This is a genomic window from Altererythrobacter sp. TH136 (genome assembly GCF_007065885.1).
Taxonomy (GTDB): Bacteria; Pseudomonadota; Alphaproteobacteria; order Sphingomonadales; family Sphingomonadaceae; genus Tsuneonella.
Genome location: NZ_CP041409.1, coordinates 1545004 through 1571129 on the forward strand (window position 1 = coordinate 1545004; position 26126 = coordinate 1571129).

The window sequence follows — 26126 nt, forward strand, 5'->3', positions numbered from 1 at the left end:
TTGCCCAACGCGCGCCGCGCCGCTCGGCTCCCGCGATGGCGGAATGACGCATAATGCTCTGCCTGAGAGAGCCGGGGCCAAACGCAATGCGCTCCCCCGGATGGCCGGGGGAGCGCGAGGGGTGCGGTACTCAACCCGCGAAAGGGGAAAGCAGGCGAGCCGCGTTTCCCTCATGCGGTCAGGTGGGCTCGAAACCACGCCGACCGTTAACCGCCTAACGTCGCCCTCACTGGTGCGTTCCAGTGGATGGTTATCCCCGCATCAATCTTCAGATTACCTGTCGAATCGGCGGCCAAAATGACTATGTTAACCGCTCACGCCTGATCACCGCAGAAGACCCCGGAGCCACAACATGTCGTTGCTCAAAGCCCGCAAGACCTACAAGCCCTTCGAATATCCGTGGGCGTACGACTTCTGGAAGCGCCAGCAGCAGGTCCACTGGCTGCCGGAAGAAGTGCCGCTGGGCGAGGATTGCCGCGACTGGGCGCAGAAGCTGTCGGAGCACGAGCGCAACCTGCTCACCCAGATATTCCGCTTCTTCACCCAGGCCGATATCGAGGTGCAGGATTGCTACCACGACAAGTACGGCCGGGTGTTCAAGCCGACCGAGGTCAAGATGATGTTGACCGCGTTCTCCAACATGGAGACGGTCCACATCGCGGCGTACAGCCACCTGCTCGACACCATCGGCATGCCCGAAAGCGAATACGGCATGTTCCTGGAATACCAGGAAATGCGCGACAAGCACGACTACCTGGCGCAGTTCGGGGTCGACACGGACGAGGATATCGCCCGCACGCTGGCGATGTTCGGCGGCTTTACCGAAGGGCTGCAGCTGTTCGCCAGCTTCGCCATGCTGATGAACTTCCCGCGCTTCAACAAGATGAAGGGCATGGGCCAGATCGTCAGCTGGAGCGTGCGCGACGAAAGCCTGCACTGCGAAGGCATCACCCGCCTGTTCCACGCCTTCACCCAGGAACGCCAGTGCCTGACCAAGGCGGTCAAGGAAGACATCATGGACATGTGCCAGAAGACGGTGCGGCTGGAAGACGCCTTCATCGACCTGGCGTTTGAGGCGGGTCCGGTTCCGGGCATGAGCGCCAAGGAGATCAAGCGCTACATCCGCTACATCGCCGATTGGCGGCTGGGGCAGCTCGGCTTCCAGCCGATCTACATGGTTGAGGATCACCCCCTGCCCTGGCTCGCCCCGCTGCTGAACGGGGTGGAGCACGCCAACTTCTTCGAAACCCGCGCGACCGAGTATTCCAAGGCCGCCACCCGCGGCAACTGGGGCGACGTGTGGACGAGCTTCGACTCGCGCCGCAAGGCGAAGGCGGCCGACGGGGCGAACGACGTCGCCGAGCTGGCGAGCGAGCCGGGGTTGTTCGGGGATAACGATGGGGCCGTGGCGGCGGAGTAACACCTGACACGCGTCGCCCTGATCTACGACTTTTGACGGTACCTCATCGCCGGGATTATGCAGCAGCACACGCTGATTTCAGACCTCGGTCTCGATGGCGGAAGCGGGTTCAGCGATAAATCAACTTCGAGACCGAACCGGCGAACCAGTCTTTATTCTACCTCACCAACCCCACGGCGCGGGCGGCGGGGCGATCGGGCGGGTGAGGTCGAATTCGACCCGGAAATGCCGCGCGTTGGGTGCCGCGCGGCCGAGCTGGTAGGCGAAGCGAGCGTTGGGGGTTCCCGCGGGGTCCACCTCCACCCGCCACACATTGGTCACCGATACCGCGCGGTCTTCGCGGCGAAACAGGGCGATGCTTTCGTCGTCGACGGGGAAATCCTGCGCACGGGCGGTACCCGGGGTGGCAGTGTCGCCGCCGTACATCGTTAGCACGTCACTACTGCCATCCTGGTGCCGGTGATCGTGCTTGAGGCGCAGGCCGCTATCGCTCCCGCTCCCGTTCCCGGCGCGAGTGAAGATCCAGGTGCGCGACCGATCCCAGCTGCCGTCAGCCTGGCGAACGTGGAACGGAACTTCGATCCGGTGGTCCTCACAGCGGCGCACGTGCATCGCCAGGTCCATCCCGCGCATCGCCGCGTCGGGCGCTTCATTGCTTACCAGACGACCGGCATACGCCTTGCCGCAATGGCTGGCGAGCGCACTCCAAAACGCAGTCTGGGGACCGGATGGCGCGGGCGTGGTGACGCACCCGGTGAGCAACGTGGCGGCGCACAGCGAAGCGAGGTAGCGGATCATGGGGCCCAGTTCTGGCACCCCGGCGCACTCCCTGCAATCGGCGGCACACCCGCGCCTTGCCTTGGTCACGCGCGTTGGTCGGGGGCGCTCAACCATTTTGCAAGATCATCACACCATGACGCGCTCATGGACGCGCCGATTGGGCCTCATCTCGTGCCGCTCGGCGCCCTTGCGCTGGGAGCGATCAATCTGGCCGCCTTTTCGTCCTTCGGGGTCGACAAGCGGCGAGCCGAAGCTGGCCTCCGGCGCATTCCCGAGCGCACCTTGCTGTCCCTGGCGTTTTGGGGCGGCACGCCGGGTGCCTACGCCGGACGCCATGTGTTCCGCCACAAGACCCGCAAGCAGCCCTTCTCCGACCATCTGTTCGCCATCGTAGTGTTGCAGGTGTCGGCTATCGGCGGCGGCGCGACCTGGTTCCTGACTGGTTGAAGCCCCTGCCTTAGCCGTCGCCCCGCTTCCAGCGGCAGGGCGGATTGCTTGATCCCGCCGGGCTACCCCCCCATCTCGTAGGTGATAACAACGCGAGAGGAACGCTATGCGCACCGAAGCCGAAGTCGCCGCCATGTCCTGCCCGGTTTGCCGGGTGCCGCTTTCGATGAGCGATCGGCAAGGAGTGGAGATCGATTATTGCCCGCAGTGCCGCGGCGTGTGGTTGGACCGGGGGGAACTCGACAAGATCATCGAGCGCAGCGCCGCCGATGCCGCCCCCCCACCGCCTCAGCAGCCGCAGCGCGGCGCGCCGGGGTATTCCGCGCATGACCAGCATCACACCCAGCACACTGGTCAGCATTACGCACAGCCTTATGGCCAGCAGCCGTACGGTAAGCCTTACAAGAAGCGCAAAAGCTGGCTCGAAGACATCTTCGACTGACCGCTTAGGTAGCCGGCGAGCCGCCGTCCTGCACCACAGCGCAAGATTGGAACCGCCTTCAGCCCTGAAGCCTTGTCCTCATGCGCCCGCAACCGCGGGCAAGACACGAGAGGACGCACATCATGCCATATCAAGGCGAAAAGACTCCCGGCAACGGCCCCAACCAGTTCGCGCAAGTGGGCATGGGCGGCAGCCAGGGCGGCGGACAGTTCGAACAGGGCGATGGCCAGTCGGGCTCGCTTCAGGACCAGCAGGGCGGCACCACCACCGCCGCATCGGTCCCAGTTGCTGCGGAAGCGGGCAATGAGGGCGCCGGGACCAATGGCGACTTCGCGGACCAGGACCGCGCTAGCGGACAGCAGCAGCAGCAGCAGCAGAACCAGTCGCGCGAACAACGCGCGCCCGGCGCCAGCAACAATGACGCCGAACTCGGCACGGGTCGCGGCGATGGGACGAGCGTGGAGAACGAACAGGCTGGCTCACGAGCCTAAGGCCGGGGGACGTACCCTTCGCACCGCGCGGCGCGCCTCCACACCGGCTCGCCGCGCGGTGACACGCCAGCCGGAACAACGCGGCTTGACGCGCGCTTCATCAACCAAGCCCCCAAACAATTGTTCAGAAGGATCGCACGACGATGGAAAACGACAGCTATACGCGCACCGGCCAGAGCGGCAGCGGCAACTTTTACGACAACGGCCACGATGCCGGTGACACTACGGTGCTGAAGACGCTGACCGCGACGCTCATCGATTCGGTCGACGGCTACCAGAAGGCAGCCGCCGACACGACCAACGAGCGCTATACCCAGATGTTCAACGCGCGGGCTCAGGAACGCCAGCAGGCCGTGACCAAGCTGCAGGCGGCGACCGCTCGCCTCGGCGGAAACCCGGAAGATGACGGCAGCACCACCGCCGCGATCCACCGCGGGTGGATCAATCTCAAGGAAGCGGTTGTTGGCCGCGATGACGAGGCGATCGTCAAGGAAGTGGAGCGCGGCGAGGACTATCTGAAAGAGAAGTTCGAGACCGCGCTGCGCAACGCCGACTTGCCGGTTGAGGCCCGTTCCGCGGTCGAGGAAGCGTGGCAGTCGGTCAAAGCCGGTCATGACGAGATGAGCCAGCTCAAGCACGCCATCACCTGATCGAGCTGAACAGATTATTTGCAGGCGGCGTCTCCAGCGATAGAGGCGCCGCCTTCGTTTTGCCAGGTCGTAAACGCTCCGGCGCAGAGCGTTAACCTTTTGGCGCAAGCAGCGGACCTTCCCGCTCCATCGCCCGTTCGATTGGTATGTCCGGCACACGCGGACACATCAAAATAAGAGCAGGAGAGAGCCATGAACAACGAGCGGGACGACAACAGTCAGCAAAACCAGCAATCAGGCCAGCAGGGCCAGCAATCCGGCGGCAGCGACGGTCGCGGGCAGCAGAGCGGACAGCAAAACCAGCAGTCCGGCAGCCAGCGGTCCGACCAGCAGGAGCAGCAGTCCGGCGGTGCCGGATACGGCGGCCAGCAGCCTCCCCAGCAGGGGCAGCAGAACCAGCAGTCTGGTCAGCAGCCCGGCGAAAGCGGTTCGAACCAGGCCGGTAGCGATTTTGGCGAAGAGAGCCAGCGGGCCGACCAGGCTTCGCAAGAAGAATGGGATGCCGGCTCCGACAGTGAGCGTTCTTCGTCAGGCGATCGGTCGCAGCGCAGCCAGTCTGACTTCGGCTCAAACGGCGAATAATCGCTAATTGCAAGCTTCGGCACGGCCGCTCCCGTCGGGGGGCGGCCGTTGCTGTTTCAGCCTGCTGTCGGCAAGCGCCGCCGTAGCGGGATGACCTCGGCCACTGGAGTTGGCGCGGCCGTTTCCACGATCCGGGCGAGCGTCATCTCGTCCAGTGGTTCGTCGAACGCGATGCCAACGCTGCCGCGCTTGGCCCAACGCAGCCGGCCCGCGATCGGTCCGATTTCGCCCAGCCAGAGCCGCAGTGGATCGACTTTGGTCACGGCGGCAGTGATGCCCTTGGCCCGGCAGCCACCGCTATCGAGATCCAGCACCGCGATCCGGGTCGCCTCACCCTCGCCCACGCGGCAGCGCCCCTCCAGGCTGACGCAATCGCGCGGCCCGGCGCGGGGGCCGGAATAGTGGGTCGCGAGCTTGGGTCGGTTGAGCTTGGCCATTCCCCCTCCCTCCCGCACGAGGGTTAAGGGATCGCCTCAAGGCGGCGAATAAATCACCCGACCACGCCCGCCGCCGCCAACACCGCCAGCGTCAGGATGTCGGGCGCGATTGCGGTCATCGGCGCGATCTGCACCGGCTTTTCCATGCCCACCATCATGGGTCCGATCGTCGTTGCTCCGGCGAGTTCCCGCAGCAGCTTGGCCGACAGGTTTGCCGATTGCAGACCGGGCATGATCAGCACGTTGGCCGGCGCCGATAGGCGGCTGAACGGATAAAGCGCCATGACCTTTGGATTGAGCGCGGCGTCGGGTGCCATCTCGCCTTCGTATTCGAAGCCCGGCTGCTCCGCATCGAGGATCGCCACCGCGTCGCGGATATTGTCCAGCCACTGCCCCGGTGGATTTCCGAACGTGGAATAGCTGAGGAAAGCGACCCTGGGTTCATGGCCCAGTCGCCGTGCGACGGCGGCGGTTTCGCGGGCGATGTGCGCCAGTTGCGGGGCGCTGGGGCGTTCGTTGATCGTCGTGTCGGCGAGGAACACGGTGTAGCTCTTGCCGATCATCAGATGCACGCCGAAGGGCACCGCGCCTTCCTTGGCATTCAGGACCATGCCGATCTCGCGCATGCTCTGGGCGAAGGTGCGGGTCAGCCCGGTGATCACCGCATCGCCATGACCCAGCGCAACCAACAGCGCGGCGAACACATTGCGTTCCTGGTTCACGAGACGCCGCACATCGCGCTCCGTGCGGCCCCGGCGCTGAAGCCGCTCGTAGAGGTAATCCACCATTGGCGGCACGAGGTGACTGTCGGCCGAATTCTGGATCTCGAAACCGCCGGGATCACTGGCACCCAGCATATGCAGCTTGTCGACCACCGCCTTCGTCCGGCCGACCAGGATCGGGGTGCCGTAGCCGAAATCGCGGAACTGGATCGCGGCGCGCAGCACGACATCCTCCTCGGCCTCGGCGAAGACCACCCGTTTGGGATTAGCCTTGGCGTTCTCGTACACCCGCGTGAGAACCGAGGTCGTCGGGTTGAGCCTCGCCTTCAGGCTCTGGCGATAGACCGCCATGTCAGTGATCGGGGCCCGGGCAACGCCGGTATCCATCGCCGCTTGTGCCACTGCGGATGAAACCACCTCCATCAATCGCGGATCGAACGGGGCCGGGATGATGTAGTCGGTACCGAACTTGTGGTTCACCCCGTACGCGGCGGCAACCTCGTCCGGCACCCGCTCGCGCGCCAGGCTGGCGATCGCTTCGGCGGCGGCGATCTTCATCTCTTCATTGATCGCGGTCGCCTGCACATCGAGCGCGCCGCGGAAGATGAACGGGAAGCCGAGGACATTGTTGACCTGATTGGGGTAGTCCGACCGCCCGGTCGCGATGATCGCGTCCGGACGCACGGCTTTGGCATCCTCGGGCAGAATCTCGGGATCCGGGTTGGCCATGGCGAAGATGATCGGCCGGTCGGCCATCTTCTCGACCCACTGGGGCTTGAGCGCGCCTGCGGCCGACAGGCCGAGAAACACGTCTGCCCCGACCAGCGCTTCGGCCAGGCTGCGAGCTTCGGTCGCCGTGGCGTGCGCGCTCTTCCATTGATCGACGCCGTCGCGACCCGGATAGATCGGGCCCGAACGGTCGCACACGATCACCTGATCACTCGGGACTCCCAACGCCTTGATGAGCGCGGTGCAAGCAAGCGCGGAGGCGCCCGCGCCGTTCACCACCATGCGTACGTCCTTAAGATCGCGCCCGGTCAGGTAGCAGGCGTTGATCAGGCCGGCGGCGGCAATGATCGCGGTGCCGTGCTGGTCGTCGTGCATGACCGGAATGTTCATCCGTTCGCGCAAGGCCTGCTCGATGATGAAGCATTCGGGCGCGGCGATGTCCTCCAGGTTGATGCCGCCGAAGGTCGGCTCCATCAGCGCGACCGCCTCGATAAACTTTTCGGGGTCTTCGGTGTCGAGTTCGATGTCGATGGAGTCGACATCGGCGAAGCGCTTGAACAGCACCGCCTTGCCTTCCATCACCGGCTTCGACGCCAGCGCGCCCAGGTTGCCCATGCCCAGGATGGCGGTGCCGTTGGAGATTACTGCGACCAGGTTCGATCGCGCGGTGTACCTGGCTGCATTCGCCGGATCGTCGGCGATCGCCTGTACGGGTGCTGCCACGCCAGGGGAGTATGCCAGACTGAGGTCGCGCTGGGTCGCCATCGGCTTCGATGCGACGATCTCGATCTTTCCCGGGCGGATCGTCTCGTGGTAGAACAGCGCCTCGCGCGCGGTGAAGGCGGTGGGCTTCTCGTCGGCCAAGGTGGCACCTTTCATTGTCGCTCGTCCGCGCCGTAACGGAACTCGGGCACCCGCAACAGGGGGCAACCGGGGATAGCCCCGTTTCGAATCGCGCTGCCTCGGGCTAACGCCGCCCGGTGGCGGGCGGTTCAACTCCGATGATGGCGCAGTACCAGGCGCTGAAGGCGCAGGCGGAGGGCTGCCTGCTGTTCTACCGCATGGGCGATTTCTTCGAGTTGTTCTTCGACGATGCCCGGACCGCCGCGGGCGTGCTCGACATCGCGCTGACGAGCCGCGGCGAACATGACGGCGCGCCGGTCCCGATGTGCGGGGTGCCGGTGCACGCGGCGGAAGGCTATCTGGCGCGGCTGATCAAGGCGGGTTGCCGGGTCGCCATCGCCGAGCAGACCGAGAGCCCGGAAGAAGCCCGCAAGGCGCGCGGATCGAAGGCGCTGGTCAACCGCGAGATCGTTCGCTTCGTGACCGCGGGGACGCTCACGGAAGAGGCGCTGCTGGAGCCGCGCCGCGCGAACCTGCTGGCGGCGGTGTGCGAATTGCGCGGCACCTGCGGCATCGCGCACGTCGATATCTCCACCGGCATGATGGCGCTGGAAGAGTGCGCGGCGAGTGATCTGGGCGCGTCGCTCGCGCGGCTCTCTCCCAGCGAAACGGTCGCGCCCGAAGGATGGGACGGGGCGCCCGAAGGGGTCATCGCGTGTTCGCGGGAGGGCTTTTCAAGCGACCGGGGGGCCGCCTCGCTGTGCCGCGTGCACGGCGTCGGGACGCTGGATGGGTTCGGCCAGTTTTCCCGAGCGATGCTGGCCGCGGCGGGCGGATTGATCGCTTACTTGGAACATGCCGGCCGCGGAAAGTTGCCGCTGCTGTTGCCGCCAGTGGCGCGCGAGAGCGGCACGACGCTGGCGATGGACGCGGCAACCCGGGCGAGCCTGGAGATAACCGAGAGCACCCAAGGCGGCCGCGCGGGCTCGCTATTGGCAGCGGTCGACCGATGCGTCACCGGAGCCGGCGCCCGTCAGCTCGCAGATGATCTTTCGGCACCGCTCACCGCGCGGAATGCGATCGAGGAACGGTTGGCGTTCGCCGCATGGCTGCAGGCCGACCCGTTGCTGCGCGCCGACCTGCGTGCTGCCCTGCGGGCCTTGCCCGACATCGGCCGCGCACTCGGGCGGGTCGTCGCCGGCCGGGGCAGCCCTCGCGATCTGGGCCAGGTGCGCGACGGGCTGAACGAAGCGCGCAGGATCCGCGATCACCTCGCGCGCCAAGCCGACCGTCCATTTCTACTGGAGGCGCTGCTTCCCAAGCTTGGCGGGCACGGCGCGCTGACGGATCTGCTCGACCGCGCGCTGGTCCCCGCGCCACCTACCGAGCGTGGCCAAGGCGGCTATATCGCCGAAGGCTACGACGCTGCGCTCGATGATCTGCGCCGCACGTCCGGCAATGCTCGCCGGGCGATCGCCGCGCTGGAAGGCAAGTACCGCGCGGAGACGGGCATCGCCGCGCTCAAGATTCGGCATAACGGGGTCCTGGGCTATTTCATCGAGGTGCCCGCGCGCGCCGCCGATGCGTTGATGGCGTCCGAGAGCGGGTTCACCCATCGCCAGACAATGGCGGGCGCGGTGCGGTTCAACTCATTGAGCCTTCATGAGGAAGCGAGCCGCATCGCCGAGGCGGGCGGACATGCGCTGGCCGCGGAAGACGCGCACTTCGAGGAACTGGTGGCAGAGGTCACCGCCGCGCGCGAAACGATCGCCGGCACCGCCGCTGCGGTGGCGCGGATCGACGTGGCGGCGAGCCATGCCGAACGGGCCGCCGAAGGCGGCTGGGCCCGCCCGCAGCTGGATGATGAGCCGGTGCTCCGCGTCGAGGGCGGGCGCCACCCGGTTGTCGAGGCCGCACTGGCAGCGCGCGGGGAACGGTTCGTCGCGAACGATTGCCTGATGTCGCAGTCCGACCGGCTTTGGTTGATCGGCGGGCCCAACATGGGCGGCAAATCCACCTTCCTGCGCCAGAACGCGCTGATCGTGCTGCTCGCGCAGGCCGGCAGCTTCGTCCCGGCCACGAGTGCGACCGTGGGGCTGACCGACCGCCTGTTCAGCCGGGTGGGGGCGAGCGACAACCTCGCGCGCGGACGATCGACCTTCATGGTCGAAATGGTCGAAACCGCCGCCATCCTTGCGCTAGCGACCGAGCGGTCATTCGTGATCCTCGACGAAGTCGGTCGCGGCACCTCGACGTACGATGGGCTTGCCCTCGCCTGGGCGGTTGCCGAAGCGGTGCACGAGAGCAATCGCAGCCGCTGCCTGTTTGCTACGCACTATCACGAGCTTTCGCGCCTCGCCGACAGTTGCGATGCGCTCTCGCTGCATCACGTCCGCGCGCGCGAGTGGAAGGGCGACCTGGTGTTGTTGCATGAGCTGGCGACGGGTCCAGCCGATCGCAGTTATGGCCTGGCGGTCGCGCGCCTTGCCGGGGTGCCGCCGGCGGTAGTGTCACGGGCCAAGGCGGTGCTCGACAAGCTGGAGAAAGGTCGCGCGCAAACTGGCGGCCTCGCCGCCGGGCTGGGAGACCTGCCCTTGTTCGCCGCGGCTGCGGAGGCCGCGGAAGAGCAATGCGACGCGCTGCGCGATCGACTCCAGGCGCTCGACCTCGATGCGCTGACGCCGCGCGAAGCGTTTGAATTGCTGTACGATCTCAAACGGGAAGCCGGCGCAAGCGAAGCTTAACCTGTTGCGCGTAACCGGCTGTTCATGCGCGGGTACATGTTTCGCAACCGTTGGTTCGCTTTGCTGTTCGTCTGCCTGACCCTGGCGGGCGTGACCAAGCTCGTAGGCACCGACCGCGAAAGCGGCGCCATCCAAGAAGCGGCCGGCCAACTGGCCGAAACGCGCGCTCAAGCGGAGCAGTTTTCCTCTGCCACACAGGAGCCAGCTGCCGAGATTATGGACGAGCCGGACGCGATGGAGCTTGCTTCCGACGAGGAGCTGATCGACCCCGCCGTGGGGGAGGACCCCACCCCGGCGGACGATTTCATCCCCGACGACATGAGTGCCGAGGAACCGTCTGACGAGGTGGTGATCGTTTCCAACGAAGTCCCTGCGGCTGAACCGTAGGGATTAAAGTTTTTAGTACGTGCCGTCTGACGGAAGGTCCGGGTCCGGCTTCTTGTCTTCGCCGTACTTGTCCTCGTTATCGTCCATGTTTTCTTCGCCTTCATAGGCGCCCATGTCGATTCGGCCCGAGCTTTCCATATCGCGCATGTGGTCGACCAGATCCTGGACGTCGCCGCCGCCTACCTTGATGCTGGACGTGGGATCGCCCTTGCGCAGCGCGTTCGCCTGGTCGGCAACGGTCTGAGCCTGTTCCTGTTCGTCATCCTGTTCGGAATTGTGGGTTTCGGGGGCGAGGTTGGGATCGGTGGCCATCTGGGTGATACTCCTTTGGCCGTTCAACCGTCGATGAAGCCCCGCCGTTCCCGCTCAGCGCGTCGGTACCGGCGCTTCACCCGAATAGTCGTAGAACCCCTTGCCCGTCTTGCGCCCGAGCCACCCCGCCTCGACGTATTTCATCAGCAACGGCGCGGGCCGATACTTGCTGTCGCCGGTGGTGGTGTACAGCACCCGCACGATGTCGAGGCAGGTGTCGAGGCCGATGAAATCCGCCAGTTCGAGTGGCCCCATCGGGTGGTTGAGGCCGATCCGGCAGCCTTTGTCGATGTCCTCGATGCTCGCGGTGCCCTGCCCCAGGACAAAGACCGCCTCGTTGAGCATCGGCACCAGGATCCGATTGACCACGAAGCCGGGCTCGTCCTGCACTTCGACCACTTCCTTGCCCAGCTCCTCTGCCAGGGCGCGGGTCCTGGCGATCGTATCGGAGGAGGTCGCGAGGCCGGGGATGACCTCGATCAGGCCCATCACCGGCACCGGGTTGAAGAAATGCAGGCCGATGAAGCGAGCCGGGTCGGGCGTCCAGTTGGCCATGCGGGTGATCGGGATGGAACTGGTGTTGCTCGCCATGATCGCATCGGCGCCCAGAATCTTGCCGGCGCGTTCGAAGATGGCCTGCTTGACGCTTTCGTTCTCGGTGGCCGCTTCGATCACAAAGCTCGCCGCCGCCATGGGAGCGAGATCGGCAACGGGCTCGATCCGAGCCAAGATCGCTTCGGCCTCGTTCGCCTGAAGTTTTCCGCGTCCTACCAGCCGGGTCAGGGCCGTGTCGATCGCCCCTTTACCGCGCTCTGCGGCGGGCCGGTCAATGTCGGATAGCAGCACCTTCATGCCGTGCTGCGCGATCGTCTGGGCGATGCCGGAACCCATCTGCCCCGCGCCGATAATACCGATCGTTTGCACCGCCTGAAACTCCTTCGCACTTGCAGCAAAGGCGGGGGGTTAGCGGCGGCCCGAATGCTTGGCTAGCGGTTTGCGCCCGGAATCCAGGTGATGTCGGCGCGCCCATCATCGTTGAACAGCCGCGCCAACTGGAAGAGATAATCGGACAGCCGGTTGATGTACGCAAGCGCAGCGGGGTTCACCGGCTCATGATCGGCCAGCGCGGTCATCGCCCGCTCGGCCCGGCGCACGGCCGCCCGCGCGACGTGCGTCCGCGCCGCCGCCTCGCTACCGCCAGGCAGGACGAAACTGGTCAGCGGAGCCAGCCGCTCAGTCGCGGCGTCGATGCGGGTCTCGAGCCATTCTGATTGGCCGGGCACGATCCGCAGTACCATATCGGACGGAGTGAAATCGTCGCCCGCCGTTGCGAGGTCCGCGCCGAGATCGAACAGGTCGTTCTGAATCCGGGACAATTCCCCGCGCTCCCCTGCCGCCACGGCAGCCGCGGCAGCCGCGGCAAGACCGATCGCGGAATTTGCCTCGTCCACGGCGCCGATCGCCTCGATCCGCGCGGAGTGCTTGGCCGTGCGCGAGCCATCGACGAGGCCGGTCGACCCATCGTCACCGGTGCGGGTGTAGATCTTGTTGAGCTTGACCATGTGCGGCGGAGTTGGGTGGTCAGCGAGCGATCGAGATGATGATCGCCACCACGACGATGGCCAGCGCCTGATACTTGATCCGGTTGAACATCATCTTGTTCTGCAACAGCTGCATGTCTTGCTGCCGCTGCCCGCCTGCGTCGATGTCCGCCTTGTGCGATTGCAGGAACGCCACGATCCCCCGCACCAGCGAAACCACCACCAGACCCATGAGGACGACGAGGATGATGATGAGGAGCGTGTTCATGGGTCCAATCTAGGCGCGATCGATCGAAATGCCAGCGGGGAAACGGTGATTGCGCAGGCTATTTGCGAGGACCATGCCATCTCTGCCGGCACGCCGTAGCTGATCAAGTCCCGGTGAGCCGCGCCGCTTGGCGAGCTTGCGGCCATCGGGCTCCACCAGCAAGCCGTGATGATGCCACCGCGGCACCGGTAGACCGAGCAGTGCTTGCAGCAAACGGTGGACATGGGTCGCCGCGAACAGGTCCCGCCCCCGGGTGACGAGGGTCACGCCATCGGCCGCATCATCAACCGTCGCGGCCAGGTGATAGCTCGCCGGTGCATCCTTGCGCATCAGCACCACGTCTCCAAGCAATTCAAGCCGCGCCTGCTGCGGGCCGGCAAGTTCGTCCACCCACTCCAGCGGCCCGGTCCGCGCCATTGCCCGCGCCACGTCGAGCCGCCAGGCGGCGCCGGTCGGATCGGCCGAGCTTGCGCGGCAGGCGCCGGGATAGACCGGCCCCTCCGGCCCGGATTCGCGGGCCGCAGCCGCAACCTCGGCTCGTGTGCAGGTGCAGGGATACAACAAACCCATTTCCCGCAAGCGCTCCGCCGCCGCTTCATAGCGTGGCAGCCGCGCCGACTGCGCCGGCACATCCTCCCACTCCAGCCCCAGCCAGGCGAGGTCGGCGCGGAATTCAGCGGCCAGTTCGGGCCGGCTGCGGGCGCCGTCGATATCCTCGATCCGCAGCAGGAACCGCCCGCCGCGCGCCCGCGCGAGGTCGTGCGCGACGATTGCCGAATAGGCGTGACCCAGGTGCAGCGGGCCATTGGGACTGGGCGCAAACCGGGTGACCTCCATCGTAGGACGTCGTTAGCGCAGCGGCGCGCGATGCCCAACGACCGGCGGACGTGCTTGTGGATGGGCGAACCTTCACCGGGTTGACGCATTCGCGGGCAAATGCTCCGATGGATCAATCGGAGGCGCAGCACCCACGTGTTCAATGCCCAACTGATCGAGCGAGCAGCCCGCTTCCGCAGCGTCGAGGAAGACCCTGCGCGCGCTCTGGATAGCTGTCCGGCGCTGGTGCTCAACGCGGACTACACCCCGCTGTCGTACTATCCGCTCAGCCTGTGGCCGTGGCAGACCGCGATCAAGGCAGTGTTCCTGGAACGGGTGGACATCGTCGCCGCCTATGAACGCTGCGTCCATTCGCCCAACCTGGACATGCAGATCCCGAGTGTGATCGCGCTCCGGCAGTACGTGCGGCCGAGCGAGTTTCCCGCCTTCACCCGCTTCAATCTGTTCCTGCGGGACCGGTTCGCGTGCCAATACTGCGGCAGCGAGCGCGACCTGACCTTTGACCATGTAGTCCCGCGCCGGCTGGGCGGGCGCACCACGTGGGAGAACATCATCACCGCCTGCGCCCCGTGCAACATGCGCAAGGGCGGCCGCACCCCCGCCCAGGCGCAGATGCACCCCCGCGTTCCGCCAATCCGCCCGACCAGCTGGCAACTCCACCAGCATGGCAAGGCGTTTCCGCCCGGATACCTGCACGAAACCTGGCGCGACTGGCTTTACTGGGACATCGAGCTGGAAGCCTGAGCGACGTGCAGCACGGGCTGGTCCAAGTATTTGCCCAGCCTGTCGCCCGGCCCCGGTTCATTCACCCCCGATCAGCCGCCGCCATGGACGATTTGTCCACTGGCAGCCGCAGCACACCGTGCCCATGTGCAGCGGACAGGATGACGGAGCCGCATTTTGGATGAACATGACAAGGTCGACTGGGCCTGGGTTTTCAAGTCGGGCTGGAAGGGTCTGTGCCCGCGCTGCGGCACCGGCCACATGTTCAAGTCATGGCTCAAGATCAGCGACCGGTGCGAAGTTTGCGGCTTGGACTACCGCTTCGCGTCACCCGACGATGGACCCGCGTTCTTCTCGCTGACCTTCGTCGCGTTCCCGCTGCTGTTCTTCATCGTCTGGCTGCAGGTCGCGCACGAGGTTCCCGTTCCGCTCCTGGTGGCTATCGCGATCCCCCTGATGAGTCTGGGATGCTTGCTCCCCTTGCGCCCGATCAAGGGATGGCTGGTCGCATCCCAGTTCGTGAACCGTTCGTTGGAGGCCGGCACCGGCAAGCTGTGGGCCGACATGCACGCGCGAGAGGACGAAAAACAGGAAGGCAAACCCAAGCGCTGAGCAGCGCTCCGCCCGGCCCTGCCACGCGGCCGCCCGGTCAGATCGCGGTTCTCACGCTCAGCAGTTCAGGAAAAAACACCTGCTTGAGCACGCCTCCGAGATAGGCCACCCCCGCCGTCCCGCCGGTGCCACGCTTGAAGCCGATAATCCGTTCGACCGTCTTCAGGTGCCCGAAGCGCCAGCGCTGAAAGTGGTATTCCAGGTCGACCAGCTTTTCAGCCAGTTCATAGAGATCCCAGTACTGTTCCGGATCGCGGTAAATCGCCGCCCAGGCCGCCTCGACTTCGGGCGACGGCGTCCAGCCGCGCTGATGCTCACGCACAAGCACGGGCTCGGGGATAGCGAAGCTGCGCCTGGCGAGCAGGCGGACGGCCTCGTCATACAGGCTCGGACGGGCGAGTTCGGCTCGCAAGGCTGCCGCAACGCCCGGCGTCGCCTCGTGCATCGTCACCATGTCGGGGTTTCGCCCGCCGAGGAGGAACTCCATCAGCCGGTACTGCGCGCTCTGGAACCCGCTGGAGCTTGCGAGGTGGGGGCGTATCTGGGAGTAATCGGCCGGGGTCATCGTGCTCAGCACATCCCACGACGAGATCAGCTGGTTCTGCGCCCGCGCCACGCGCGACAGCATCTTGAACGCCGGCCGCAGGTCATCGGCGGCAATCTCCGCCCGGGCGGCGTTCAGTTCATGCAGGCACAGTTTGAGCCACAGCTCGCTGGCCTGGTGGACGATGATGAACAGCAGCTCGTCATGCGCGCCCGAGCTGGGATGCTGCGCCGACAGGATGCGGTCGAGGTCGAGGTAGCTCGAATACGTGACTTCGCTGGCCATCGACGCCGCCTACGCGAAAGCGACGCGCCGCGGAACTACCCGTCGATCGTGCGCAGCGCCGGGTAATGCTTGTCCAGATGGCGGCGGACCATCTTGAGGTTGCGACTGTTGGACCGGAACAGGAAGTCGAACGCGTCCCCCAGCACCGGGATCGAACCCACTGCCGTATCGAACGCGACGTTGCCGGTCATCTGCATCAGCTTCCACTTGGGCAGCCCCAGGTTCTTCGCCTCCCACACGATCCACATGCCCATGGCGGCGGTCACAAAATCGCCCACCACCGGCACCAGTCCGACGAGCGAATCGAGCCCGATGCGGCGGTCGACCCCCGGGAGAGCGAAGCTGCTCTCCAGCAACTGCTCCATCGCCTCGATCCGCCGGCGCACCGATGCGGGATCGCTGCCGATCGGCAGGTCGATGCCCATCGGGCGAGCTTTCGTGCGGTTCGGTTGGTCCATCGGCGGTTCCTTTGCCTGGATCATGTGGCCCCGAAGGCGAGCGGCGACAAGGGATGCAGGCCCCAGCGGTTGTCCACGAACCCGTCGATGTCACCGCGCACCAGCGACCAGCGCACCGGCGCGCCCAGCGGGATGAAAGCGTTGAGGGCGGTCAGCCGCTCCTCCGCCTCGGCCAGCATGGTCCCGCGCGCAACGGGGTCGGGCTCTGCCGCGGCGGCGGCGACCAACTGGTCTGCCTCGGCAGAGCAGAGCGCGCGCCGCACTCGGCAGGCGAACTGGTTGAGATACCAGGCGCGCCCGCCCATGCGCGCGACCGTGTCGACGAACTCGACGTCAGCCGCTTGTCCTTCCTGCGCCAGCATCGCCGTTACCCCGATCGCGGCCCAATCCTCGGCGATCTGGCCAAACAAGAGCCGCGATCCCGGTCCCGGCGGCAGGGCGACGCGAACGGTCGCGGGGTCCGATCCGCGGACGGCGGCGATCCGCTGGCGGGCGATCGCCTGGCGCTGCTCAAGAGTCAGTCCCGCCCACCGCTCGGGGGCGTTGCCCGCCGTCGCCGCCGGCGCAATCCTAGTGCTGGACAGCCAGCCCGCCACGTTGAACGGCGCCAGCAGGGTTTCACGATCGAGCGCCATCGACAGCGCCTCGCGGCGGGCGGGGTCAGCGAGCAGCCCCGCGGGCCGCACGACCTGTAGCCCCATGACGCCCTGCGCCGCATCCAGCCGCACCGTCCCGCGAGACAGTGGCCCGACATCGGCCAGCGGCAGGGTTGCCAGGCGGCCGCCGAGCACCAGCTCGACCGTGCCGTCGCGAAATGCCGCGACCGCATCTTCGGCGGGCAGCGCGCGCACGGTCAGTTCGCGCGTACCGCGACGCCAGTTTTCCCGCATCGGCAGGCCCCGCGCCTCGGGCGGCAGCAATTCCAGTTGCGCGAATGCCCCCTTGCGCTCCAGCGTCATCGGGCCGGCGCCCGCTCCCTTGTGCAGCACGCCCAGCTCAGGCTGCGCCAGAAGCTGGAGGAAGTCAGGCACCGGACTGGACAGCCGGATCTCGATCACCCGCCCGGTCATAGCGCGCACTTCGGATACGGGCGCGAGATCGAGCCCGAGCGAGGTTCCGCGCAGGGCACGGATCGTCCGGTTCAGCGAGTCGCGCACATCCTCGGCAAGGATCGGGGTACCGTCGCGCCAATCGGAATTGCGCAACCGGAAGATGTAACTGAGCCCGTCCTCGGTCACGATCCAGCGCTCCGCGAGCGCGGGGATCACTTCGCCGGGGGCGTCGAGGGAAACCAGCCCTTCGGCCGTGGCGGCGCGGAGTTGCTGCGCGGGCGGAGACAGGCGCAAGCCCGTGTCGCGCAGATCGCCGGGCTCGCCGATGAACGCGATCTGCAGCGTCTCACCGTCGTCGGACGCCCCGCAAGCGCCGAGCAGCCCAAGCCCCGCAAGTATCGCCAATCGCACCCGAACACGCATCGGCGGGGGGGGTAGCAGGTCCGGGCGGCTGCGTCAGCGCCGTTGGCCAGCGGATCAGATTTTACGCAAGGGGCCCGGGTCGGTGATCGGGATCCCGTTGGGGAAGATGGAAGCGGGCCGCACGTAGCGCGGCGTACTGAGGTCGCCGCTGGCGTTCACCGCGGTCCGCGGAGCCTTGGGATCGATCTCGTGCGCGAAAGCGATGCCGAACCGGTTGTCCTGCACCCACGCGATGCTGCCTTCGATCACCGGCAGGTTGCGCAGTTCGATCGTCACGCGGGCGCCGCGCACCACCGCCAACTCGCCTTCGGCCATCATGCCGCCAGCGGACAGGTTGCGGACCTTGACCCGGTGACTCGCATGGTCCCCGTCAACCCGCACGTCGGCCATCAGGAACAAGCTGTCCCGGTTGATATGACGGGTGTCGACGCCGGACATCGGGAGGGCTGTTTCCTTCGCAAGTATTGGCCGCGCCGCCGCGACCGCGGCATTGTCCTGCCGGTGGGTTAACCGCGACCGGCTAAGGAAAGTTTAAGCGGCAGCCCGTATCGACTGGGTCAAGTCAGTCGTCGCGCGAGATTTTTTCGCGCCGCTCGTGCGCTTCCTGTGCTTCGACCGTCATGGTCGCGACCGGACGTGCGATCAGTCGCTTGAGACCGATGGGATCGCCTGTGACCTCGCAGTATCCGTATTCGCCCTCATCGATCCGGCGCAGCGCGGCGTCGATCTTGGCGATCAATTTCCGCTGGCGATCGCGGGTGCGCAACTCGATGCCCCAGTCGGTTTCGCTGGAGGCCCGGTCGTTAAGGTCGGCCTCGCGCAGAGGGCCATCCTGTAGCGACTGCAGCGTCGCAGTCGACGCGGACAGGATCGAGCGTTTCCATTCGAGCAGCAGCAGCCGGAAGTAATCCTGCTGCGCCGGCCCCATGTACGGTTCGTCGTCTGACGGCGCATAGTCGGGCGCGAGCGCGCGACGCGCTTTTTCCAGTACGTCGATGTCGTTTGCCGCAGTGGCCATCGATGTCCTCTCCGTTCGCCGTCCCGCTCCGCAAGGCACCGGACGTGCCGGTCGCTAGGAGCCACCCCCGTGGCGTTGGCGCGCCTATAGGGATGCGTCCGAACGCGCACAAGCACGCTTTCGGATGGATGCCCCTAATGGCGGCAAGCTTAAGCCGCGCATAACGTCCCGGGCATCACCGGTCGCTTTTCCCGCCGCGCCGTTAACGATTTGTTGACCATGCGCGGATGAAATTGCGGACACGGCGGCTGGGGAGCCTGCCGGTTTGGGGGACGAAATCATGGAACTGATCAAGATCGAAGGTGCCGCCAGCATCGCCGCGCCGCCGGTGGACGCTCTGGTGGCACACTGCCTGGCTGCCGCGGCACAGGGCGACACGTCGGCGTACTACGACCTCGGCGTTGCGTTCTCGACCGGCAGCCACGGCGTCACCTGCGACCTGATCGAGGCGCACAAGTGGTTCAACCTCGCCGCATCGCGCGGTCACGAGGAAGCCGCCTGGTGCCGGGCCGACGTGTCCGACGAAATGACCGCCCGCGAAATCGCCGAAGCGCAACGCCGCGCCCGCCAGTGGCTCAGCGCGGGCCAGCGCCGGGCTGCCTAACGGTTGGGCACGGGACCCTTGCGGAACGGCGTTGTCCCGGCGAGCCATTCGGCATCGACCGCGACGCCCTGCCGTTCCCGTTCGAGGAAATCGGCGACAGCCGACCGGAACCCCGGATCGGCGATCCAGTGCGCCGAGGTGGTTTCCTCAGGCTCATACCCGCGGGCGATCTTGTGCTGGCCTTGCGCGCCGGCCTCCACTCGAGCGAGGCCGAGTTCGATCGCGGCGTCGATCGCCTGGTAATAGCACAGCTCGAAATGGAGGAAGCGCCGGTCCTGGGTAGCCCCCCAGTAACGGCCATAAAGCGCCTCTGAACCGATGAAGTTGAGCGCACCCGCAATCGGCTGGTCGCCATCGAACGCCAGCACCAGCAGGATCCGGTCCGCCATCCGTTCGCCGATGAGGTCGAAGGCCACGCGCGTCAGGTACGGCTGCCCCCACTTGCGGGCGCCGGTGTCCTGATAGAACAGCCAGAACGCATCCCAGTGTTCGGCGCGCAGGTCGCTGCCGGTCAGGCGGCGGATCGTCACCCCGTCCTGCGCCGCTTCGCGTTCCTTGCGGATCGACTTGCGCTTGCGGCTGGCAAGCGCTCCGAGGAAATCGTCGAAGCTGGCATAGCCCCGATTGTGCCAGTGAAACTGTGTATCGCGCCGCAGCAGCCAGCCGGCCTGTTCGAACAGCGCGGTCTGCGCCGGTTCGATGAAGGTAGCGTGCCCGGACGAGAGATGGTTCCCCTCGATGAACTTCGCAGCGAAGCCGAGCAGCGGCCCGGCAAGCGCGGGATCGCGCGTCAGCACGCGGGGGCCGGTGGCCGGCGTGAAGGGCGCGGCGATCTGCAGCTTGGGATAATAGCGCCCGCCGGCGCGCTCCCACGCATCGGCCCACGAATGGTCGAACACGTATTCGCCCTGGCTGTGCCCCTTGAGATAGGCCGGCAGCGCCGCGACCAATTGGACCCCGTCCTCGATCACCAGCGGGGCGGGGAGCCAGCCGGTCCCCTCGCCCACGCTGCCCGAATCCTCAAGCGCGGAGAGGAAGGCGTGGGACATGAACGGATTGCCGCCATCCGTCAGCGCGTCCCACTGGGCGGCCGGCAATTCACCGACCGAGCCCGCCATCCGCGCGATCAATTCGCTCATTCCAGCCCCGCGCCTTCGGCGATCGGCGCATCGGCATGAAGCGCGGCCCGCGTCCGCAATTCGGGCGAGCGGACCGTCCAGGCGAGCAGCGGCAGGCCGCGGGCGCGCTGGGCGGCGGCAAAGCGGCTGGGCAGATCGCGCACATCGTAGGCGAGGAAATCGGGTCGGCAGTGCCATAGGGCCAGGTGCCGGCCGAGGCGCCCCCGCACCCCGCGGTTGTCCTCCTCCGTCACCACCAGCCCCCGCACGGTGAGCGGAGCATGATCCTTGAACCATTTTGGCACTCGCGGATCGAAGCTCATCACCGCTACGGGACCGCGATACCCCTCGAGCGCGCGCCGCACCGCCCGGCACAGCGGCACCGGATCGCGGCCGCGCTTCGACTTGATCTCGACCAGCAGCGGCACCTGTCCGGCGACTTGCGCGAGCAGCCGGGCGAGCGTGGGGATGCTGTCGGGGCTCCCCCGCAGCGCGATGGTTTCCAGCTCGGCCGCGTCGCGCGCGGCGACCGGCCCGCTTTCGCCGGTCAGCCGGTCCAGCTCCCAGTCGTGGTACACCAGCGCCTCGCCATCCCGGCTGACCTGGACGTCGCATTCGATGCCCAGGCCGCGGAAGATCGCCTCGGCGAACGCGGAGGGGGAATTCTCCACCGCCAGCGCGGCGTGGACCCCGCGGTGCGCGTATTCGTGTGCGCCCAGCCAGCGGACCCGCGCCGGATCGGGCGCGGGCGCCAGCACGGCGTCAATCGCGGATAGCGACAATCGCATCGACCTCGACCGCGGCACCCAGCGGCAGCACCGGCACCCCGACCGCGCTGCGCGCGTGTTTGCCGGCGTCACCGAACACGTCCGCCATCAGCTCGCTGGCGCCGTTGGCGATGCGCGGCTGATCCTGGAAATCGGCCGTGGAGCTGATGAACGCGCCCAGCTTGATCACCTGTTCCACCCGGTCAAGCGAGCCGAGCGCCGCCTTGAGCTGCGCCAGGATCATCAGCCCGCACGCGCGCGCCGCCGCGACCCCGTCATCCAACGGCACGCTTTCGCCCAGCCGGCCCTTGACCAGTTCGCCATTCACGAACGGGAGCTGGCCCGAAACGTACGCCACGTTGCCGGAGATCACGACGGGGACATAGGCCGCCACCGGCGCGGCGGCCTGCGGCAGGGTGATCTTCAGTTCGGCCAGACGGTCTACAATGCTCATGCGGGTTCCGCTTCCTCGGTTGCTTGATCGGTCAGTTCGCCCAGCAGCCAGGGCAGGGCCTCGTCCCACGCGTCGATCCGGGCGTGGGCGTCGCCGGCCTGGTGCGCGCACGCGATGCGCCCCGCCAGCGTCGGCTCCCCGCACAGGTGCAGGCGGCGCAGGTGCGGCACGGTGTCGGCGGCGGATTTGTGGTGCTGCGCCAGGTCGTCGATGAACACCGCGCGGCTGGGCGCGTATTCGTCCATGATGGCTTTCAGCGCCGGGCCCTTCGGCCCCTGGTTGGTGAACACTCGCGCGTTGATCCCGACGTTGGCGAGCTGCTCCGCCCGCATCTCGCGGTGGCGGTCGGTCAGGTTGGTCAGGATCACCACGTCAGCCTGCTGGCTGAGCGCGTTGATCCCCTCGACCGCGCCGGGGATCGCTTTCTGGCGGTGCATCTCGGTGTCGAAGAACCCGCGCAGGAAACCCCACACCTCGGTCGGCTCGACCACCTCACCGGTTTTCTGCCAGCGCATCGCGCCGGCGAAATCGTTGCCGATCATGTCGAAGGTGACGCCCTGCCCTTCCTCCAGCCAGTCCTTGAAGTGCGTCACCATGTAGAGGAGCACTTCGTCGCAGTCGGAGATCACCAGCGGGCGGCTCATCGGGCGAATCCATCATTGGACAGTCCATGGCCCGACAGTTCCTGGCTCGCGCGCACCAGCCGGTCGGGCGTGACGTTGAGCGCGTCGGCGGCCAGCACCAGGTCGGGTTCGTGCCCGGCGAGGTATTCGAGCACCGCGGCCAGCACCGCGCGATCGGTCAGCCGCTCGCGCAGCACCTCGGGCGTGAGGCCGGTCAGCGCCAGCAGGCGGTCGGCGCGGTCCTGGTCGGCGAGCACCCAGGCGAGCGCCGAGAGGGCCAGGGTGTCGGCGTCTCCTGCGTGATGCGAAGCTTCGGCGGTGATTGTCAGTATCCTCGATGCGACCTAAGCGCGGCACGTGCAACGCGCACCGGTAGATGGGGAGAGCGCCCGCAGTGGCAAAGAGAATTCTGGTTGTCGAGGACAACGACCTCAACCGGAAGCTGTTCTGCGACGTGCTGCGGGCGAGCGGGTTCGAGGTCGAGCCGGTGGCCGACGGCGAGCTGGTGCTGAACGCCGCGCGCGCGTTCGCGCCCGATCTCGTCATCATGGACATCCAGCTGCCGAATGTCTCGGGCGTCGACCTGATCACCGCGATGCGGCGGGATGCCGGGCTGCACACCACGCCGGTGCTGGCGGTAACCGCCTACGCCGGCAAGGGTGACGAGGACCGCATCCGTGACGCGGGCGCCAGCGGATATCTGTCGAAACCGGTGTCGATCGGGCCGTTCATGGCGGCGGTGCGGGGGCTGGTCGAAGGATAAAGCGCCAAGATCGGCGCGCGCTGGTCATCACGTCGGAAATGGCGCGCGGGGACGTCGGTACTTGTCAGCCGGGAGGTGTGGCTCATTTGCATCGCTAATGAGTTGGCTTTGCGAGGGAAATCGACTATGCGCGGCCCCTCGAAAAACCGGAGAATTCAAAAATGCGTCTTGTTAAAGTTGCGGCCGCGGCTGCAGCGCTTTCACTCTCGGCTGCGCCAGTGATGGCCCAGTCGTCCGACTCTGCCGTCGAGGCCGAAGGCGCCAGCGAAGGCCGGACCGCACTGTTCGTCGTCCTTGCACTGGTCGCCGTGATCATCGGCATCGTCGGCATCGGCGGCGACGACGATTCGGTCAGCGCCTGAGCGCTTTCGACCCTACTGATATGAAGCGGGGCCCTGCGGGGCCCCGTTTTTTTTGTAAGGCCCGGGTTCTCGTCCGCCAGGCTGGCCGGCGGCGCGCCATCGAGCGCCAGGGGCCGCGAAGCTTGACAAGCGTGGCCCATATCGCAGTAGCGGGGAGCCTTTTTCCCGCCGCAGTGCAGTGGCACGCGCTGCGCGCCGTTATACAGGATATGACCCCACCCATGGACCGAGCCGAAGTCGACGCCCGCATCCGCGCCATTGTCGAACCGTTCAACAAGAAGAACGTCGAGATCGACGAGGACACGACCTTTGCCGGCGACCTGGAATTCGACAGCCTGACGGTGATGGATTTCGTCGCCGCGATCGAGGACGAATTCGACATCATCATCTCGATGAACCAGCAGGCCGAGATCGAGAGCTGGGGCAACCTGGTCGATGCCGTCGCCGAGATGCAGGACCGATGAGCGAGGGCGTCTCGCAACCCGACCAGCCGGGCGTGCTTCAGGGCGGCGGGCTGGACGGGGGCGCGCGCGACCTGTTCTCCAAGTTCGACCCCCTGATCGCGATGCGCGAAGGGCTGCTGGCGACGGGGCAGGAGGATCCGTTCAACCTGGTGATGGAGCAGGTGCTCTCCCCCACCCGCGCGATTTGCAACGGGCGCGATACGATCCTGCTCGGCACCTACAACTACATGGGCATGACCTTCGATGCCGACGTGATCGCCGCGGGCAAGCAGGCGCTCGACGAATTCGGTTCGGGCACCACGGGTAGCCGTGTGCTCAACGGGACCTATCGCGGCCACCGGGAGTGCGAGGACGCGCTCAAGGAATTCTACGGGATGGACCACGCGATGGTCTTTTCCACCGGGTACCAGGCGAACCTGGGCATCATCAGCACGATCGCGGGCAAGGGCGATTACATCGTCCTCGACATCGACAGCCACGCATCGATCTGGGACGGGTGCAAGCTGGGCGATGCCGAAGTGGTGCCGTTCAAGCACAACGACATCGAGGCGATGGACAAGCGGCTGGGCCGCATCCCCGCCGGCGCGGGCAAGCTGGTGATCCTGGAAGGCGTCTATTCGATGCTAGGCGACATCGCTCCGCTGCAGGAGATGGTCGCGGTGGCCAGGAAGCACGGCGCGATGGTGCTGGTGGACGAGGCGCATTCGATGGGCTTCATCGGCGAGCACGGCCGAGGCGTGGCCGAAGCGCAAGGCGTGCTGGACGACGTCGATTTCGTCATCGGCACTTTTTCCAAGAGTGTCGGCACGGTCGGCGGGTTCTGCGTGTCCAATCACCCCAAGTTCGAGATCATGCGGCTGGTGTGCCGGCCCTACGTGTTCACCGCCTCGCTGCCGCCCAGCGTGGTGGCGACCGCCGCCACATCGATCCGCAAGCTGATGCACGGCGGCAACAAGCGCGCGCACCTGTGGGAGAACTCCAAGCGCCTCCACGGCGGGCTGACCGCGCTCGGCTTCCAGCTCGGCACCACAGAGCCGCAGAGCGCGATCGTCGCGGTGATCATGCCCGATCTGGAACGCGGCGCGATGATGTGGGAGGCGCTGTTGAAGGAGGGCCTCTACGTCAATCTCGCGCGCCCGCCGGCCACACCCGCCAACATGACGCTGCTGCGCTGTTCGCTGTGTGCCGAACACACCGCCGAGGAGGTCGAGACGATCCTTGGCATGTTCGAACGCGCGGGCAATTCGGTCGGGATCATCTGAGCCCGGATCGCCAGGGACAAGGGGGCGCTAGCCGGCCGCTGGTGCCTCACCCGTCGCCAGCGAGTCCGCGATTGCCCGGCTGACGGGTTTGACCGGGATGCGCAGGTAACTCACCCCGTTGTCTTCGGCAGGCGGCAGGCGTCCCGCGCGGATATTGACCTGCACCGACGGAAGCAGGAGGCGCGGCACGCTGAGCGTCGCATCGCGCGCCTCGCGCATGGCGACGAATTCGTCCTCGCTCACCGCCTCGCCAACATGCACCGAACGGGCGCGCTGATCGGCGACGGTGGTCTCCCAGGCGTATTGGTCGCGTCCGGGCGCCTTGTAGTCGTGACACAGGAACAGGCGGGTGTCGCCCGGCAGGTCGAGCAGCCGGCGGATCGAGCGGTATAGCTGGCGCGCATCCCCGCCGGGGAAATCTGCTCGCGCGGTGCCGTAGTCTGGCATGAACAGGGTATCGCCGACGAACACCGCATCGCCCATCCGGTATGCGACATCGGCAGGCGTGTGGCCGGGCACGTGCAGCACCTCCACCTCCACGCCGCCGATCGCGAACCGTTCGCCGTCGCGGAACAAGCGGTCGAAATCCGATCCATCGGTCTTGAGGTCATCCGCCTGGAACATCGGCCGGAAGATCTTCTTCACGTCCTTGATGTGTTCGCCGATCCCGATCGCGGCGCCCGTGCGGGCCTTGATATGCGGTGCGGCCGACAGGTGATCGGCATGGGCGTGGGTTTCCAGCACCCAGTCGATCGCCAGCCCGCCTTCGCTGGCGGCGGCGAGGATCGCGTCGGCCGAACGCACGTCGGCCTCTCCGCTCGCCAGGTCGAAATCGAGCACGGGATCGATCACCGCGGCCCGCCCCGTCGCGGGGTCGGACACGAGATAGCTTACCGTGTTGGTGGGTTCATCGAAAAATGCGGCGATCCGGGGTTTGGTCATGCAGGCCTCCATTGCCCTTG

Annotated in this window: 34 protein-coding genes; 15 read left to right on the top strand and 19 right to left on the bottom strand. The window is 66.6% G+C overall.

What is annotated here, in order from left to right; all coding sequences use genetic code 11:
* Positions 1-352 precede the first annotated feature (352 nt).
* Positions 353-1420, top strand: coding sequence for a ribonucleotide-diphosphate reductase subunit beta (locus C0V74_RS07425; RefSeq protein WP_143251238.1), 1068 nt, complete (start codon positions 353-355; stop codon positions 1418-1420).
* Between the two features lie 162 nt (positions 1421-1582).
* Here the strand turns inward: C0V74_RS07425 and C0V74_RS07430 are convergent, their stop codons facing one another.
* Positions 1583-2218 carry a hypothetical protein gene (locus C0V74_RS07430; protein ID WP_246844793.1) on the bottom strand — a complete coding sequence of 212 codons (636 nt, stop codon included), beginning with the start codon at positions 2216-2218 and terminating at the stop codon, positions 1583-1585.
* 126 nt (positions 2219-2344) lie between these two features.
* Between C0V74_RS07430 and C0V74_RS07435 the strand changes: the two genes are divergently transcribed.
* The 5 genes from C0V74_RS07435 (at position 2345) to C0V74_RS13025 (ending at position 4812) form a co-directional block, all read left to right on the top strand.
* Positions 2345-2647, top strand: a complete 303-nt coding sequence (locus C0V74_RS07435; RefSeq protein WP_143251239.1) for a DUF1294 domain-containing protein — start codon at positions 2345-2347, stop codon at positions 2645-2647.
* A gap of 106 nt (positions 2648-2753) precedes the next feature.
* Entirely contained in the window at positions 2754-3089 is a 336-nt protein-coding gene (locus C0V74_RS07440; protein WP_207912321.1) for a zf-TFIIB domain-containing protein, read from the top strand.
* Positions 3090-3211: 122 nt separating this feature from the next.
* Positions 3212-3580 carry a hypothetical protein gene (locus tag C0V74_RS07445; RefSeq protein ID WP_143251240.1) on the top strand — a complete coding sequence of 123 codons (369 nt, stop codon included), beginning with the start codon at positions 3212-3214 and terminating at the stop codon, positions 3578-3580.
* Positions 3581-3723: 143 nt separating this feature from the next.
* On the top strand, positions 3724-4230 hold the full coding sequence (locus tag C0V74_RS07450; RefSeq protein WP_131622830.1) for a PA2169 family four-helix-bundle protein: 507 nt from the start codon (positions 3724-3726) through the stop codon (positions 4228-4230).
* A 192-nt stretch (positions 4231-4422) separates the two neighbouring features.
* Entirely contained in the window at positions 4423-4812 is a 390-nt protein-coding gene (locus C0V74_RS13025) for a hypothetical protein (protein WP_210413397.1), read from the top strand.
* Between the two features lie 56 nt (positions 4813-4868).
* Here C0V74_RS13025 and C0V74_RS07460 read toward each other — a convergent pair whose 3' ends face one another.
* Together C0V74_RS07460 and C0V74_RS07465 are read right to left on the bottom strand one after the other, a co-directional pair.
* Entirely contained in the window at positions 4869-5249 is a 381-nt protein-coding gene (locus C0V74_RS07460; protein ID WP_143251241.1) for a hypothetical protein, read from the bottom strand.
* A gap of 53 nt (positions 5250-5302) precedes the next feature.
* Positions 5303-7564 carry an NADP-dependent malic enzyme gene (locus C0V74_RS07465; RefSeq protein ID WP_143252222.1) on the bottom strand — a complete coding sequence of 754 codons (2262 nt, stop codon included), beginning with the start codon at positions 7562-7564 and terminating at the stop codon, positions 5303-5305.
* 137 nt (positions 7565-7701) lie between these two features.
* On the opposite strand from C0V74_RS07465, the gene mutS reads away from it, so the two are divergent.
* Complete coding sequence (mutS, locus tag C0V74_RS07470) at positions 7702-10287, top strand: DNA mismatch repair protein MutS (RefSeq protein ID WP_143252223.1); 2586 nt, start codon at positions 7702-7704, stop codon at positions 10285-10287.
* A 36-nt stretch (positions 10288-10323) separates the two neighbouring features.
* Entirely contained in the window at positions 10324-10674 is a 351-nt protein-coding gene (locus C0V74_RS07475) for a hypothetical protein (RefSeq protein WP_143251242.1), read from the top strand.
* Between the two features lie 12 nt (positions 10675-10686).
* Here C0V74_RS07475 and C0V74_RS07480 read toward each other — a convergent pair whose 3' ends face one another.
* From C0V74_RS07480 to gluQRS, 5 genes are all read right to left on the bottom strand, one after another.
* Positions 10687-10986 (bottom strand): hypothetical protein, encoded by a 300-nt coding sequence (locus C0V74_RS07480; RefSeq protein WP_131622840.1) that lies wholly within the window; start codon positions 10984-10986, stop codon positions 10687-10689.
* Positions 10987-11040: 54 nt separating this feature from the next.
* Positions 11041-11910 (bottom strand): 3-hydroxyacyl-CoA dehydrogenase NAD-binding domain-containing protein, encoded by an 870-nt coding sequence (locus tag C0V74_RS07485; RefSeq protein WP_143251243.1) that lies wholly within the window; start codon positions 11908-11910, stop codon positions 11041-11043.
* A 62-nt stretch (positions 11911-11972) separates the two neighbouring features.
* Positions 11973-12548: a cob(I)yrinic acid a,c-diamide adenosyltransferase gene (locus tag C0V74_RS07490; protein ID WP_143251244.1), complete on the bottom strand. Its 576-nt coding sequence runs from the start codon at positions 12546-12548 to the stop codon at positions 11973-11975.
* A gap of 19 nt (positions 12549-12567) precedes the next feature.
* Positions 12568-12795: an HIG1 domain-containing protein gene (locus C0V74_RS07495; protein WP_131622846.1), complete on the bottom strand. Its 228-nt coding sequence runs from the start codon at positions 12793-12795 to the stop codon at positions 12568-12570.
* Between the two features lie 9 nt (positions 12796-12804).
* The gene (gene gluQRS, locus C0V74_RS07500; protein WP_143251245.1) at positions 12805-13632 is read right to left on the bottom strand and encodes a tRNA glutamyl-Q(34) synthetase GluQRS; all 828 of its coding nucleotides are present in this window, start codon (positions 13630-13632) and stop codon (positions 12805-12807) included.
* Positions 13633-13767: 135 nt separating this feature from the next.
* Here gluQRS and C0V74_RS07505 point away from each other — a divergent pair, with 135 nt between their 5' ends.
* Both C0V74_RS07505 and C0V74_RS07510 read left to right on the top strand, forming a co-directional pair.
* A complete protein-coding gene (locus C0V74_RS07505) occupies positions 13768-14376 on the top strand; it encodes an HNH endonuclease (RefSeq protein WP_207912329.1) in 609 nt (202 codons plus the stop codon).
* Positions 14377-14532: 156 nt separating this feature from the next.
* Entirely contained in the window at positions 14533-14967 is a 435-nt protein-coding gene (locus C0V74_RS07510) for a DUF983 domain-containing protein (RefSeq protein WP_246844794.1), read from the top strand.
* Positions 14968-15004: 37 nt separating this feature from the next.
* Here the strand turns inward: C0V74_RS07510 and C0V74_RS07515 are convergent, their stop codons facing one another.
* The 5 genes from C0V74_RS07515 to dksA all read right to left on the bottom strand — a co-directional run bounded on the left by C0V74_RS07515 (position 15005) and on the right by dksA (position 18747).
* Positions 15005-15796, bottom strand: coding sequence for a tryptophan 2,3-dioxygenase family protein (locus C0V74_RS07515; protein WP_143251247.1), 792 nt, complete (start codon positions 15794-15796; stop codon positions 15005-15007).
* Between the two features lie 35 nt (positions 15797-15831).
* Positions 15832-16254, bottom strand: a complete 423-nt coding sequence (locus tag C0V74_RS07520; protein ID WP_143251248.1) for a DUF4112 domain-containing protein — start codon at positions 16252-16254, stop codon at positions 15832-15834.
* A 20-nt stretch (positions 16255-16274) separates the two neighbouring features.
* Positions 16275-17717, bottom strand: coding sequence for an ABC transporter substrate-binding protein (locus C0V74_RS07525; RefSeq protein ID WP_349236029.1), 1443 nt, complete (start codon positions 17715-17717; stop codon positions 16275-16277).
* A gap of 66 nt (positions 17718-17783) precedes the next feature.
* Positions 17784-18167, bottom strand: a complete 384-nt coding sequence (locus C0V74_RS07530) for a PilZ domain-containing protein (RefSeq protein WP_131623082.1) — start codon at positions 18165-18167, stop codon at positions 17784-17786.
* Between the two features lie 124 nt (positions 18168-18291).
* The gene (dksA, locus tag C0V74_RS07535) at positions 18292-18747 is read right to left on the bottom strand and encodes an RNA polymerase-binding protein DksA (protein WP_131622858.1); all 456 of its coding nucleotides are present in this window, start codon (positions 18745-18747) and stop codon (positions 18292-18294) included.
* A gap of 280 nt (positions 18748-19027) precedes the next feature.
* Between dksA and C0V74_RS07540 the strand changes: the two genes are divergently transcribed.
* Entirely contained in the window at positions 19028-19351 is a 324-nt protein-coding gene (locus C0V74_RS07540; RefSeq protein WP_131622860.1) for a sel1 repeat family protein, read from the top strand.
* On the opposite strand, the gene C0V74_RS07545 is transcribed toward C0V74_RS07540, so the two are convergent.
* Genes C0V74_RS07545 through C0V74_RS07565 form a run of 5 tightly spaced genes read right to left on the bottom strand, consistent with a single transcriptional unit; the run spans position 19348 to position 22645 of the window.
* Complete coding sequence (locus C0V74_RS07545; RefSeq protein ID WP_143251250.1) at positions 19348-20490, bottom strand: GNAT family N-acetyltransferase; 1143 nt, start codon at positions 20488-20490, stop codon at positions 19348-19350. The two genes, C0V74_RS07540 and C0V74_RS07545, sit on opposite strands and share 4 nt — an antisense overlap.
* Complete coding sequence (locus C0V74_RS07550; protein WP_143251251.1) at positions 20487-21257, bottom strand: glycerophosphodiester phosphodiesterase family protein; 771 nt, start codon at positions 21255-21257, stop codon at positions 20487-20489. The genes C0V74_RS07545 and C0V74_RS07550 overlap by 4 nt, the downstream gene beginning before the upstream one ends.
* Positions 21232-21690 carry a RidA family protein gene (locus C0V74_RS07555; RefSeq protein WP_143251252.1) on the bottom strand — a complete coding sequence of 153 codons (459 nt, stop codon included), beginning with the start codon at positions 21688-21690 and terminating at the stop codon, positions 21232-21234. Before C0V74_RS07555 ends, C0V74_RS07550 begins: the two co-directional genes overlap by 26 nt.
* The gene (locus C0V74_RS07560; protein WP_143251253.1) at positions 21687-22334 is read right to left on the bottom strand and encodes an HAD family hydrolase; all 648 of its coding nucleotides are present in this window, start codon (positions 22332-22334) and stop codon (positions 21687-21689) included. Before C0V74_RS07560 ends, C0V74_RS07555 begins: the two co-directional genes overlap by 4 nt.
* Positions 22331-22645 carry a DUF3572 domain-containing protein gene (locus C0V74_RS07565; RefSeq protein ID WP_306769225.1) on the bottom strand — a complete coding sequence of 105 codons (315 nt, stop codon included), beginning with the start codon at positions 22643-22645 and terminating at the stop codon, positions 22331-22333. Before C0V74_RS07565 ends, C0V74_RS07560 begins: the two co-directional genes overlap by 4 nt.
* A 62-nt stretch (positions 22646-22707) precedes the next feature.
* Here C0V74_RS07565 and C0V74_RS07570 point away from each other — a divergent pair, with 62 nt between their 5' ends.
* The 4 genes from C0V74_RS07570 to C0V74_RS07580 all read left to right on the top strand — a co-directional run bounded on the left by C0V74_RS07570 (position 22708) and on the right by C0V74_RS07580 (position 25164).
* Positions 22708-23076: a response regulator gene (locus C0V74_RS07570; protein ID WP_143251254.1), complete on the top strand. Its 369-nt coding sequence runs from the start codon at positions 22708-22710 to the stop codon at positions 23074-23076.
* 221 nt (positions 23077-23297) lie between these two features.
* Positions 23298-23438, top strand: a complete 141-nt coding sequence (locus C0V74_RS12885) for a hypothetical protein (RefSeq protein WP_168194181.1) — start codon at positions 23298-23300, stop codon at positions 23436-23438.
* Positions 23439-23659: 221 nt separating this feature from the next.
* Complete coding sequence (locus C0V74_RS07575; RefSeq protein ID WP_131623084.1) at positions 23660-23902, top strand: acyl carrier protein; 243 nt, start codon at positions 23660-23662, stop codon at positions 23900-23902.
* Positions 23899-25164, top strand: coding sequence for an aminotransferase class I/II-fold pyridoxal phosphate-dependent enzyme (locus tag C0V74_RS07580; RefSeq protein WP_143251255.1), 1266 nt, complete (start codon positions 23899-23901; stop codon positions 25162-25164). Before C0V74_RS07575 ends, C0V74_RS07580 begins: the two co-directional genes overlap by 4 nt.
* A gap of 27 nt (positions 25165-25191) precedes the next feature.
* Here C0V74_RS07580 and C0V74_RS07585 read toward each other — a convergent pair whose 3' ends face one another.
* A complete protein-coding gene (locus C0V74_RS07585; protein WP_143251256.1) occupies positions 25192-26106 on the bottom strand; it encodes an MBL fold metallo-hydrolase in 915 nt (304 codons plus the stop codon).
* Positions 26107-26126: the final 20 nt, after the last annotated feature.